Genomic DNA, 12682 nt, shown 5'->3' on the forward strand with positions numbered 1-12682 from the left:
CCGCTTTCCGGCGGTCGTATCCGTGACAGCCTTGCGTGATGATGAAAACACCATCATCGGCTATCTGCTGATCGGCACGGACAATACCGCTCGCAAAAGGGCGGAAGAAGCCCTGCTCAAGGCTGGTGCCCTGCAAAATGCGATTTTCAACAGCGCCAATTTTTCAAGTATTGCCACCGATGCCAAGGGTGTCATTCAAATTTTCAATGTCGGTGCCGAGCGCATGCTGGGCTACATGGCTGTGGAAGTACTGAACAAGATCACGCCTGCCGATATTTCCGATCCGCAGGAGGTCATCGTGCGAGCCAAGGCGTTGAGCGCCGAGCTTTCCGCATCGATCACTCCCGGTTTCGAGGCCTTGGTGTTCAAGGCCTCACGCGGCATCGAGGATATTTATGAGCTGACCTACATTCGCAAGGATGGAAGTCGCTTTCCGGCGGTCGTCTCGGTAACGGCCTTGCGCGATGCAGACAATGCCATCATCGGCTACCTGCTGATCGGCACGGACAATACCGCTCGCAAACAGGTCGAAGCCGAACAAAAGAAGCTGGATCAACGTCTGCGCGATCAGCAATTCTACACACGCTCCCTCATCGAGTCCCAGATCGATGCGCTCGTGACGACCGATCAATCCGGGATCATCATTGATGGCAACAAACAAATGGAAATGCTCACGGGTTGTACCCGCGACGAACTGATCGGTGCGCCGTTCAGAAATCACTTCACCGATCCGGAACGCGCTGAAGCAGGCATCAATCTGGTGTTGAGAGAAAAGAAGGTCATTGACTACGATCTCACCGTGTGGGCCAGGGATGGCAAAAAAACACCGGTATCTCTCCATGCGACCACCATCTACGACCGTGACCGAAAATTGCAGGGTGTGTTTGCCGCCGTGCGCGACATGAGCGAGCGCAAACGTCTGGATCAGGTACTCCAGGATAAAAACGCCGAGTTGGAAAGTGCCAAGCTCATCGCGGAAAAAGCCAACCTGGCCAAATCGGAGTTTCTGGCATCAATGAGTCACGAAATCCGCACACCCATGAACGGTGTGATCGGTTTGACCCACTTGTGTCTGCAAACGGAATTGACCGGACAGCAGCGGGATTATCTGTCCAAGGTCAGTGTGAGTGCCAATGTTTTATTGCAGTTGATCAACGATATCCTGGACTTTTCCAAGATTGAAGCCGGCAAGCTTGCCATGGAAAACATTGGCTTCACCCTGGATGAGGTTCTGGGGGGCGTGGTGGCCATCCTGAGTGTCAAAAGCCATGAAAAAGGCCTGGAACTCTTGTTGGATACCAGAAAAAATGTTCCCCATGGTCTGCAAGGGGATTCCCATCGCCTGGGACAGATTTTGACCAACCTGGTTGGCAACGCCATTAAATTTACGGAAAAAGGCGAGGTTTCCATAATTACCGAAGTGCTGGAAGAGACCCTGGAAAGCGTGTTCCTCCAGTTCACTGTCCGGGATACCGGCATCGGCATGACACCAGAACAGATGAACAAGCTGTTCCAGGAGTTTTCCCAGGGGGACACTTCCATCACCCGAAAATATGGTGGAACCGGGTTGGGATTGGCAATCAGTAAGCGCCTGGTCGAAATGATGGAGGGACAGATCCGGGTTGAAAATGATCCCGGGTGCGGTAGCCGTTTCATTTTTACGGCCCGTTTCAACAAATTGGCCGGTTTGGTGCAAGAACCCTTGCTGCCGGCAGAATGTATTCGCGGGTTGCGGATTCTGGTGGTGGATGACAATGACGGTGCCCGACAGATCATTGGTGGACAATTGGAAGACTTGACCTACCATCCGGTTTGTGTAGCAAGCGGGGAAAAAGCCCTTGAAACACTCGTCATGGCCGAGACAGAAGGGTCACCTTTCGATCTGGTTTTGATGGATTGGAAAATGCCTGGCATGGATGGTCTGGAAACGACACGGCGCATCAAAAAAGAGTTGCCCCTGAAAAAAATGCCGTTAGTCATCATGGTGACCGCTTATGACCAGGAGTACATCGCCGCATCGGAGGAGAAAAAAAATCTCCTGGATGGGTTCCTGATGAAACCGGTCAATATCAACGCCATGCTGGATGTCATCCTGATCGTCTTCGGCCATGAACCGATTCGGCAGACGTTGAGTTATGCAAACATCCATCGGGCCAGTCTGGCCGGGATCCACCTGCTCCTCGTGGAAGACAACGAAATCAATCAGCAGGTGGCGCAGGAATTGTTGGAACAGGCAGGAATCACGGTCGTCATTGCCAAAAATGGGCTGGAGGCGGTCAATCTGGTGGACAAGGCGCATTTTGACGGTATTTTAATGGATTTGCAGATGCCGGTCATGGATGGTCTGACCGCCACGCGGCTGATCCGGAAAAAAAGGGGTATCAACGAGTTGGTCGTCATCGCCATGACAGCCAATGCCATGGCCGGTGACCGGGAAAGATGCCTGGATGCAGGCATGAACGACCACATTTCCAAACCCGTGGATTTGGATGAAATGTATGCCACCCTGGCCAAATGGCTCCCAAGTCGATCCAGCCCCATTTCCCGGTCTCCAGTCGCACCCGCTTCTGGACGCAGTGCGGACCTGATTCTGCCCTTGCCCCCGATTCCAGGAATCGATGCGGCCAGGGGGTTACGCAATGTGGGAGGCAACACCCTGCTTTATCGCAACGTCCTGCTCAAATTTGCCCACAATCAAGGCGGAGCCTGTCAGGAAATGGAACGGTGTCTGGCATCCGGCAACGTCCTGACGTTGGAACGTGTAGCCCACACCTTGAAGGGCGTGTCGGCAACCATCGGCGCTCTGGAATTGGCATCTCTTGCGGAAAAAATTGAAAAACAGGCAAAGGTTACGGACGGCATGACAGCATTACCGAAATTGTTCGGCACGGCGGCCAGTGAATTGGCCCGCATCGTGGCAACCATCGAAACCACATTGGTGCAACCGGTAACCACGACTGAAAACAACGAGCAAACAGGAAACAATATCGGTCTGGAGGATTTGTCTCTGCTGATTCAGAAGGCCGTTGCCATGCTCCTTGTCTGTGACTCCACGGTGGAAAATGTGGTCACGGAAATGGCTGCGATGATGCCGAACGGTCGGCGTCGGCAAAGGTTGGAACCGATCCAGGTGGCCCTCGGCAATTACGACTATGAAACCTGCCTGACGCTTTTTCGTGATTGGGCGAAAGAGGAAAAGATTGATCTGGGGGCAGTATGAACCCGTGCCGACAGCACGTTGATGCCTGTTTTTTTTTGGAGATCACCCTGGTCAACAGACGAATGAAGAACCGGGTTTTCATCCGATCCACGAGAAACTGTTCCCAAAAAAACAGAGTAATTTCCGGAAATAGACGCATGAAGGACCGGGTTTTTCATCTGATGAACCCATGGGAAAATTTTCAGGAACGGTCCAGCCAGGCTCCATATTTCATTTCGTAAATATCGAAAATGGTGATGGCCATGGCGGCGATGATGGGACCAAAGAGCAACCCCAGAATGCCAAAATGGATAACGCCACCGAAGGTGGAAAGGACCGTGAGGAGGGTGTAGTTCAGGGCCAGAACAGGGCCACCGGCCTGGTGGCTGGTGGCGATGGTTCCCAGACGACCAACGAGAAGGGGCCGCAACAGGCTGTCGATACAGAAACCGATCACGAAGGCACCCCAGAAAATCAGGAAAAAAGCCTGCCCCTGATGCCCGTGCCAATAGAGAACCCAGGCCAGAGGTCCCCAGACAAGAAGGCCACCCACCACAGGAATGAATGACGCCATGGCCAGGGCCACCCCCAGATAAAACCAGGGCAGACCCATGAAGGCGGTCACCAGGGAAAAAGAGATGCCCTCCAGCAAGGCAATGCCGACCGTACTCAGGGTCAGGGTAAAGGCCAGGGCAGCAAAACGGGAAAACATGACATCGTCAAAACGGTTGTCCAGGGGGGTAAGAACCTTGACGTACCGCACGATCCGGGGTCCATCCCGGTAAAAAAAATACAAGGCAAACAGCATCAATCCCAGCGAAGCCAGGAAGGTCAAGCCCTGGCTGGTCAGCATTTTCAGCAAAGACAAAAGCAGGCGGGCACCTTGTGCAGTCAGGTTTTCGTGCCGGGCCATGATTTCGGCCAAAACCCTTTCTCGTACTTCCTTGGGAAGGGGAAGAGGACCGAGCCAACTTTGCAAGGTCGTCTGCAAGGTCGAGGCATCGGAGAGACTGGCCAGCCATTTTTGACTGTCATCAACGGTATAGCCGATGCGAAATACGCTGGAGAGAATCAAATAGACCAGGGGCGCAATCACCAGGATCAGGATCAGCAGGGTCATGAGAGCGGCTGCCCGCTCGGGCGTCAGGTGCCAGGAGTCGTGCAGCCGTTGGTAAAATGGCCAAGTCGCCACGGCCACCACCATGGCCATGAACAAGCCGGTCAAAAAAGGCGTGAAAAGCCACAGCAATCCCCCCAGTGCCAGTACCAGCAGGATGATCAAAAACTGCGTCTCGAAACGTGCCAGGTCCTGCTGTTCCGTATCCCCGGTCATAGGCATGCCTATTGCTTCAAAATTCGTGTATGGTTGGGTTGTGCCTGCGGAGCCAACCCTCCCTGCATCCTCCGGCAAGTCAATCCGGCTGGTCAAGGGAAAAGGCAGCCAGTATAAAGTTTCAGGAAGTTTTTGTTGATCTGTGCATATCCACGTTTTACATTACAGACTTGTAGAAAATTTTCGCTTGATTGAGGGGGGGGCATGTCCGGAAATGCATCGCTCACATTGATGTTGGATTCAGATCTCAAGGATCGCCTGGAACAGCTTGCCATAAACACCCAACGCAATGTTTCTTGTCTTGCCGAAGAGGCCATCAAGGGGTACGTGGACCAGAATATTTGGATCATGCAGGAGACCAAAAAAGCAGTCGAACAGGCTGATCAGGGTGGGCCATTTGTCTCTCATGACGACATGCGAAAATGGCTGGAGAGCTGGGGAACGAAAGATGAAATCCCGGCTCCTGACGTTCCAACCGTTTGATTTTCTATATGGAAATTGTTTGGCTGGCAATGGCCCGTACTGACCTTGTCAAGATCAGGGCTTATATTTCCGAACATAATCCGAAAGCGGCTTCAGAAGTTTCCAGACGTATTCTTGAATCCACTGAGCATTTGATGAAGAGTCCATATATGGGCCGGACGGGAAAAAATTGCGAATCAAGAGAATTGATCATTCCGGGAACTCCTTATATCGTTTCATATAGAGTTAAAAATGGCCGGATTGAAATATTGCGAGTCTTTCACGGGTCGCAAATGTTGTAGCAAAAAAATCAAAAAAAGTATCTTCTGTCCCATGGTTGGATGTTGTTATCCTGTTGTCAAAAATATGTAATGGAGAGATGTCCAATGCGTTACATGGTCCTGGGTATTCTGTTGGCCGGCATGATCGTACCGAACCTCGTTGCGGCACGGCCCACGGCCATTGCCCGCGAAGTTGCGGAACATCTCAAGGAAAAAAAAGAAGAGTACAACGTCAAGATGGACGTTCTGCGGCCTTTGCAAACCCAATTTTTTGAGCTGGAAGGGGATGTGCGCAGCCGGGAACGCGCCCTGGAAGAAAAACGGGTACCGGTCTACCGTGCCCTGGAAAAATATCGGAAGGTGCAGCAGATTTCCCTGGAATATCCAGAAGTGGCCACGGAAAACGAACGTCGGGAATACATGGAGATCAGGACCAAAACCGACATTGAAACCCGCCCCCAGCAGGAGGAACTTTCCGCCCTGCGGGAAAAATTGAATCAGGCCTACGAACGGTTGGCCGTGGCCCAGAAGGAGTTGGATATCGTCCAACGGGAAATTGAAAATTTGCATGACAAAGCCATCGAAGCCAAATCGGTCATGGGGGTGTCACGTGACTGAGTTGCCTGAAATTGGATCAACCCTTGATGACATGCTTGCTGTTTCTCTCCAGCAGGCAGAGCAAGGGGATACCATCGGTCCCTTTGCATCCATGGTCGAATGGCATCAGTATGTTGATTCCATCGAAAATGAAAAAAACCTGAATATCAAAAAATATCAGGAGAAGTTTTCTGGTGTCATGAGAGACAAGGCTTCCTCCACCGGGGTCAATGGGCGACCAAAAGCTTCGGCCACGGGGGGAGATGTGATGTGACCGGCGATGGCGTTGATGCCTTTGCACAAGGCCGGGTCATTGTTGATGGCCTGCTGTAATCCCTGATTGGCCAACTCCAGGACATAGGGCAGGGTGTGACCGGTGAGGGCGGGGGTGGCGGTCAAGGGGAGTGCGCCCGGCATGTTGCCGACACAGTAATGGATGACGCCGTCCAGTTCGTAGGTTGGACGGCTGTGCGTGGTGGGGTGGGCGGTTTCCAGGGTCCCCCCTTGATTGATGTCCACATCGATCACGACCGACCCCGGTTGCATGCGTTTCAGCATGTTCCGGGTGATGAGTTGCGGGGTACGTGCACCGGGGGTCAGGACGGCGCTGATGACCACATCGGCGGCCAGGATGGTTTCCTGGAGTTTTTGCCGGTCGGACATGAGGGGAACGACATTGGGGGGCATACGGTCGCTCAGATCGTGGATGCGTTCCGGGTCCACATCCAGGATCAGGACACGGGCACCGAGCGAGGCCGCCATGCGCGCCGCACTGCTGCCAACCACACCCCCACCCAGGATCAGCACAGTGGCCGGTTCCACACCAGGTACCCCGCCCAACAAAAGCCCCCGTCCTCCCTGGGAGCGTTCCAGAAAGCGGGTTGCCTGGTGAATGGCCATGCGACCCGCCACGGCACTCATGGGAGCCAGAACAGGCAGGCGACCATCCGGGGTTTCGATGGTTTCATAAGCCACAGCCACACAACCGGAATCCAACACCGCCTGCAACAGGGCAGGGGCACCAGCCAAGTGAAAAAACGCGCAGATGATCTGGCCTGGACGCATGGCGGAGTATTCGCCGGGTTGTGGCTCCTGGACCTTGACCATCATGGCGGACCGTTCCCAGATTTCCGCCACGTCGGGCACGATGACAGCCCCGGCGGCGGCATAGCGGGAATCATTGAAGCCACTGCCAAGACCGGCTCCGGATTCCACCAGGATCTGGTGACCATGTTCTACCAGGGTTTCAACCCCGGATGGTGTAATGGCGACCCGGTACTCATCCGGGCGATGTTCCTTGATGACCCCGATGTACATGTATCCGCTCCTGAGAGGCTGTCTAATAACATGTTAATTTCAATAAAAACGAATGAAAAACCGGGATGGAGGTCCAGGAGGAAGGGCTGTGCCCTTCCTCCTGGCGGGGTTTGGGGCGGAGTCCCAATAAAATCTTCCTTTCCAATTTTTTTTATCCGAGGGTTAATAAACAGCCTCTGAGAGACTGATTGATCCAGACCCCCTCTTTATATTTAGTCTAACGGTGTTTTTTTTTGAAATGAATACAAAAAAACGGTAACTGTTCGGTTCCCCCATAATAAACGTTTGAAAAACCGGGATGGAGGTCCACATTCCGCCATCAGACGACGGTATGCAATGCCTCTTCTATGACATTCCAGGCACGATGGAGTTCTGCATCCGTGATGCAATAGGGTGGCAGTACATAAATGACATTACCCAGTGGACGAATCAACAGGCCGCGTTCGAGAAAAAAAGCCCGCAGGCGGTGGCTCGTTTCGGAGGCGTAGGGTATTGAATGATCGAGTTCCACGGCGGCAATGCCGCCCAAAACCCGACCGTTCGTGATTTTGGGATGGCGGACCAGCTCCAGGACTCTTTCCTTGTTGACCCGCTCGATGTTGACCACGCGGGCCAGGGTTTTTTCTTTTTCGAACAGATCCAGGGAGGCAATACCGGCAGCACACCCCAATGGATTGGCCGTGTAGGAGTGACCATGGGCAAAGGCCTGATCGAAGCCGTCGTCCAGGAAGGCCTGATAGATTTCCTCCCGGCAGACTGTAGCGGCCATGGGGAGGAAACCGCCGGTCAAGCCTTTGGAGAGGCAGATGATATCTGGATCCACGCCGGCCTTGTGGCAGGCGAACATGGCACCGGTGCGACCGAAACCGGTCATGACTTCGTCGAAAATCAAGAGAATGTCGGCCATTTTCAGTTTGGCGGCCAGGCCCCGCAAAAAGTCGGGGCGGCACATGCGCATCCCCCCGGCCCCCTGGACCAGAGGTTCCAGGATGACCGCAGCGCATTCGCTGGCGTTTTGTTCCAGGTATTGGGTCAGAGCGGTCAGGACATGTTCTTCCTTGGCATCCACTTCCGTATCGCCGATCCAGGTGGCAGGAAAGGGAATCGCATCGACACGGAACAGCATGGACTCGAAGGCATCGAAAAAACCCGAAGCCCGACCAGCGGACATGGCACCCGCCGTATCACCGTGGTAACCCCCTTCAAAGGAGAGAAAGCGCGTCCGCCGTTCGCCCCGGTTGATCCAGTATTGACAGGCCATTTTGAGGGCCACCTCCACGGAGGTGGATCCATCGTCGGAGTAAAAGACCCGGTTCAGGCCATGGGGAAGCCTGGCGACAAGGCGGCTGGCCAGCTTGACGGCCGGTTCGTGGGTAAAGCCGGCAAAAATCACTTGTTCCAGCTTTTCCGCCTGGGTGGCGATGGCCCGGGCAATGGCCGGATGGGCATGACCGTGGGTGGTGACCCACCAGGAGGAGATCAGATCGAGATATTTGTGACCATCGGCGGCAAAAAGGGTGGCGTCGCGGGCCGCAACAATGGGTATGGGAAGGGGGGCCGATTTTTCCTGCGTAAAAGGGTGCCAGATGTGTCGGCGGTCCAGGCTGACCAGATCCTGCATGGGCTGCACCTCCTCGTGCCGTTTCCTGAATTCCCAACAATCCCGCATTTGGGGGGCAATGGTCAACCCATCTGGAAAAGTTTATCGGTCATGATGCCTGCCAGGGCTTCCAGCGTGCGTGCCGGCGGGTTGGTTGGAATCGCAATGCCGTTGTGGCGCAAGGTATCCTGTAATACCAGAACCATGGGGGGGGCCAGGTTGGCTGCCTGGAGAAGGGAGGTGCGGGTCATGATGGTCGTGATGGGTCCCTGTTCCAGGACCCGACCATCGGCAAACAGGGCAGCCGTATCGGCCCAGGCATAGGCAAAATCAACATCGTGGGTGGAAAATACGATGGTGGTACCCGTATCCGAAAGGTGGGAGAGGATGGCCAACAGGTGGATTTTTCCCTGGTGATCCAGGCCGGCGGTCGGTTCATCCAGGATCAATATGCGTGGACGCATGGCCAGAATACCGGCGATGGCAGCACGTTTGCGTTGGCCATGCGACAGAAGGTGGGGAGGACGGTTCGCCAGAGAAGCAATTTGCAAAGCTCCCAGGGTTTCCGTGACCCTCTGGCGTGTTTCAGCTTCCGACAAACCAAGATTGAGGGGGCCAAAGGAGACATCTTCGGCCACCGTGGCCGCAAACAATTGATCATCCGATTCCTGAAGGACCACGCCGACCTGGCGACGCCATTGGGCAAGAGAATTGCGATCATGGCCAACAGGTTGACCATCCAGCAGCACACTTCCTGTCTGGGGGCGCAAGGTGCCATTCAGGTGCAAAAGGAGAGTTGTCTTGCCGGCACCATTGGCCCCCAGCAGGGCGAGGCGTTCGCCGGCGGCAATTTTCAGGTTGAGGCCGCGCAGCGTCGCGTCGGTGTTGCCCGGAAAGCGATAAACCAGATTGCGGGCTTCCAGAATGACCTCAGCCATAACGCGCCAATTCCCGACTCACCAGCAGGATTCCTCCCGGCAGGGCCACGGCCCACAACCACTCTCCAGGCAAGGTTTGCGGAGCGGAGGAGAGTACGGGGAGGTTTCCCGCATAGCCGCGGGCCGCCAAGCCGGTTTCCATGCGGCGTGCCTGGTGCAGGGTGCGGCCCAGCAGACCGGCCACAAGCAGGGCCAGGGAGCGCAGGGAACGTCGCCATCCCTGATAACCGAGGCGAAAAGATTGGGATTGGAAGCCGGTGGCAGCCATCTCTCCCAGCACGAAGAGCAGGCGGTAGGTGAGCATGGCAAGATCGATAAACACCGACGACACCCCCAGTTTTTTACCGAGGGTGAGCAGGCGCATGGGGGGAGTGGTCAAGGCGAGCAGGAGCATGGCCGCCAGAGTGGCCAGGGAACGCAACCCAAGCAGCACGGCATTCCGTGCCCCGGTGGCTGACCAGGTCAGGAGAAGACCTTCCTGCCAGGATACGGAAATGGCCAACATGGGGAGAGTGGTCACGAGAAAGCTGGCCGGGATCAAAAGCATGCCCAAAAATACGGCAGCAGGAACGCGGGCCGACATGCGGGCCAGAATCGCCGTGGTCAGCAAAACGAGCAGGGCGGCAAAGGGGGGGGATCCAAGCAGGGCCGTGGCCATCAAGCCAAGACAGAGAGCGGCTTTGCCTCCCGTACCGCGTGACGACCAGGCATTGTTGTGGGCAATCCGGTCAAGAACGCGCATGATCCTGATTGGTTTGGGACTCTTTCGCCTGGCGACGACCGCGCCGCAGGCCTGCATAATAACCGATGAGGCCACTGCCCAGGGCGGCTTGCAGGGCAAAGAACAGGCTGGCAATTTCGTTGCTGGGCGGGGTCCAGAACGCTGTCATCCAGGGGTGGTATCCTGGCTGCAACTGGGCAACAATTTTTCCAGCCTGATCGTCGGCACCTGTAAAATTGCCATTTTTGGATCCTGGCAGCACAAAGGGAAGCAGCACGATCAACAGGGCCAGGGTCAGAACAAACCGATTGTTACGCAACATGGCAGGAGTTCTCCAAACCGGCATGGCCGCGCAGATTGGCCAATTGGCGCAATTCATCGGCACTGTTGCGCAGCAGCCAGTTGCCGACGGCCACCGTCAACAACCCTTCAACAATGGCCAATGGAATCTGGGTCACGGCAAACACGGCGAGAAACTTGCCGGCAGAGCCGACCACGCCCGATACCGGATCGGGAAAGGCGATGGCGAGTTGCAGGGCGGTGGTGACATAGGTGGCGAGGTTACCGAGCGTGGCGGAAATAAACAGGGTGGTGGGCAGGGTGAGTCCGGCGGCCTTGCCGGCGCGGTAGGCGGCCCAGGCCACCCAGGGGCCGATGATTCCCATGGCAAAAAGGTTGGCTCCCAGGGTGGTCAATCCCCCGTGGGCCAGGAGCAGGGCCTGGAACAGCAGCACAATGGCCGCAATCAATGTCATGATGGGGGGACCGAACAGGACGGCTCCCAGACCTGTTCCGGTGGGATGGGAACAGCTTCCGGTCACGCTCGGCAGTTTGAGGGCGGAAAGGACAAAGGCAAAAGCCCCACAGGCACCCAGCAACAGGCGTGTTTCCGGTTTTTCCCGCAGGGTACGGCCAGCCTTGCGCACCCCGGCTATCACAAAGGGAAGGGCAGCCACACTCCAGGCCGCAGCGTGCAGCGGGGGCAAAAAACCTTCCATGATGTGCATACGGCAACACTCCCCATAAAATCCAGAGGAGGTCGTGCAGCGATGGTCCGGGGAGAGGAGTCGGTCGCTGGAGCGACCGGTTTTTTTCAAGATCAATCCACCCCGCGCCACCGGGGCACCCCGCCCGGATGGAAAAGAAGCAACAGCGCGCTTGCAACAGGGTACTGGCAGGTCTCCTGGCTTGCGGGTCTTTGCCTGGGTCCAGCCTTCCCGGTTTCCCAGTGGCCTTGTTGGATCAGGCTCGCCGCTCACAGTTGCGGGGGCAGCCACGGCATGGTACCTCGCCAAGCAAAGGCCACGACCGTGTTCCCATTTCATCCCCCGCAATTCGGCAATCGCGGAGGAATCCAGTACACCCCGAGGATTTTCAGGAGAATCGGGTGTGAAAGTCAAGGGGTTATTTCAGGTTGCTCTTGAACCGAAAACCTCCTCAATCGACCGGGCATCCAGAATGTTTTCGCTCCAGGCTTCGATGGATTCCTGGCTTGCGGCGTTGATCCTGGCAATCACCTGGTCAGGGAGTTCACCAAAGCGGCGGCGTAGCAGACGGAGCAGAATGGCAGCCTCGCCTTTTTGGGTGCCTTGCTCGATGCCTTGCTCGATGCCTTGTTCGATGCCTTGTTCGATGCCTTTCTGGATGCCTTTTTGCATGCCTTTCCGGGTGCCTTTCCGGATGCCTTTCCGGATGCCTTTCCGGGCACCTTTTTGTTCGCTTTCTTCCAGTGCCTTCAAAAATAAGGGGCGCAGGACTTCGTTGTCCATGATGTTGATTGTCATGGCCATCTCTTCAGCCTCCGTTTTGACGACAGAAACATCAGCCAATCACCTTCAACTCCACCCCTTCGCGTTGCTGGAGCATCATTCATCCCTCTCTCCGAAAGGATTCATCCTGCCGTATCCGATTGATGACGATTTCACGAAAATTCTTGGAAAGCGGACACATCCTCACGGCATCATCGGTCAAAAAAACCGAAAATGAGTTCTGTGCGACCCTTGACATGCTCAATTGGTCATTTCGCCATGGAAGAGATCCTGCAACGAACCCGCATCAATGGCCCGATCTATCCATGAATCCAAAACATCCGGATCGGCAGCACGAACCTTCTGTTCGACCCAGGCAGGCAGTTCGGGAAAATGACGCTGGAGAATGCGAAGCAGGAGATGAATTCTCTCTTCCTGGCGGCCTTCCTGGCGGCCTTTTTCGAGTCCTTTTTGCTCCCAATCTCT

General features: G+C 55.4%; 13 protein-coding genes and 1 riboswitch. Of the genes, 4 read left to right on the forward strand and 9 right to left on the reverse strand.

The window, feature by feature from the left end:
* Positions 1-3220: response regulator (locus HQL65_17785; protein MBF0138086.1), on the forward strand; the 3220-nt coding region annotated here is incomplete at its 5' end.
* A 181-nt stretch (positions 3221-3401) separates the two neighbouring features.
* On the opposite strand, the gene HQL65_17790 is transcribed toward HQL65_17785, so the two are convergent.
* Positions 3402-4538 (reverse strand): AI-2E family transporter, encoded by a 1137-nt coding sequence (locus HQL65_17790; GenBank protein ID MBF0138087.1) that lies wholly within the window; start codon positions 4536-4538, stop codon positions 3402-3404.
* 198 nt (positions 4539-4736) lie between these two features.
* Here HQL65_17790 and HQL65_17795 point away from each other — a divergent pair, with 198 nt between their 5' ends.
* From HQL65_17795 to HQL65_17805, 3 genes are all read left to right on the forward strand, one after another.
* Positions 4737-5015, forward strand: a complete 279-nt coding sequence (locus tag HQL65_17795) for a CopG family ribbon-helix-helix protein (protein MBF0138088.1) — start codon at positions 4737-4739, stop codon at positions 5013-5015.
* 8 nt (positions 5016-5023) lie between these two features.
* Positions 5024-5296: a type II toxin-antitoxin system RelE/ParE family toxin gene (locus HQL65_17800; protein ID MBF0138089.1), complete on the forward strand. Its 273-nt coding sequence runs from the start codon at positions 5024-5026 to the stop codon at positions 5294-5296.
* Between the two features lie 84 nt (positions 5297-5380).
* Positions 5381-5893: a hypothetical protein gene (locus HQL65_17805; GenBank protein MBF0138090.1), complete on the forward strand. Its 513-nt coding sequence runs from the start codon at positions 5381-5383 to the stop codon at positions 5891-5893.
* 156 nt (positions 5894-6049) lie between these two features.
* Here HQL65_17805 and ald read toward each other — a convergent pair whose 3' ends face one another.
* From ald to HQL65_17845, 8 genes are all read right to left on the reverse strand, one after another.
* Complete coding sequence (gene ald / locus HQL65_17810) at positions 6050-7189, reverse strand: alanine dehydrogenase (GenBank protein MBF0138091.1); 1140 nt, start codon at positions 7187-7189, stop codon at positions 6050-6052.
* Positions 7190-7508: 319 nt separating this feature from the next.
* The gene (gene bioA / locus HQL65_17815) at positions 7509-8810 is read right to left on the reverse strand and encodes an adenosylmethionine--8-amino-7-oxononanoate transaminase (GenBank protein ID MBF0138092.1); all 1302 of its coding nucleotides are present in this window, start codon (positions 8808-8810) and stop codon (positions 7509-7511) included.
* A 62-nt stretch (positions 8811-8872) separates the two neighbouring features.
* Positions 8873-9727 (reverse strand): ATP-binding cassette domain-containing protein, encoded by an 855-nt coding sequence (locus tag HQL65_17820; protein MBF0138093.1) that lies wholly within the window; start codon positions 9725-9727, stop codon positions 8873-8875.
* The gene (gene cbiQ / locus HQL65_17825; GenBank protein MBF0138094.1) at positions 9720-10469 is read right to left on the reverse strand and encodes a cobalt ECF transporter T component CbiQ; all 750 of its coding nucleotides are present in this window, start codon (positions 10467-10469) and stop codon (positions 9720-9722) included. The genes HQL65_17820 and cbiQ overlap by 8 nt, the downstream gene beginning before the upstream one ends.
* Positions 10456-10770, reverse strand: a complete 315-nt coding sequence (locus HQL65_17830) for an energy-coupling factor ABC transporter substrate-binding protein (GenBank protein MBF0138095.1) — start codon at positions 10768-10770, stop codon at positions 10456-10458. Before HQL65_17830 ends, cbiQ begins: the two co-directional genes overlap by 14 nt.
* Complete coding sequence (locus HQL65_17835) at positions 10760-11455, reverse strand: energy-coupling factor ABC transporter permease (protein MBF0138096.1); 696 nt, start codon at positions 11453-11455, stop codon at positions 10760-10762. Before HQL65_17835 ends, HQL65_17830 begins: the two co-directional genes overlap by 11 nt.
* A gap of 148 nt (positions 11456-11603) precedes the next feature.
* A riboswitch (cobalamin riboswitch) is annotated at positions 11604-11822 on the reverse strand.
* 35 nt (positions 11823-11857) lie between these two features.
* The gene (locus HQL65_17840; protein MBF0138097.1) at positions 11858-12277 is read right to left on the reverse strand and encodes a DUF4351 domain-containing protein; all 420 of its coding nucleotides are present in this window, start codon (positions 12275-12277) and stop codon (positions 11858-11860) included.
* A gap of 180 nt (positions 12278-12457) precedes the next feature.
* On the reverse strand, positions 12458-12682 hold a 225-nt coding region (locus HQL65_17845), incomplete at its 5' end, for a DUF4351 domain-containing protein (protein MBF0138098.1).

Source organism: Magnetococcales bacterium (assembly GCA_015228935.1).
Taxonomy (GTDB): domain Bacteria; phylum Pseudomonadota; class Magnetococcia; order Magnetococcales; family DC0425bin3; genus HA3dbin3.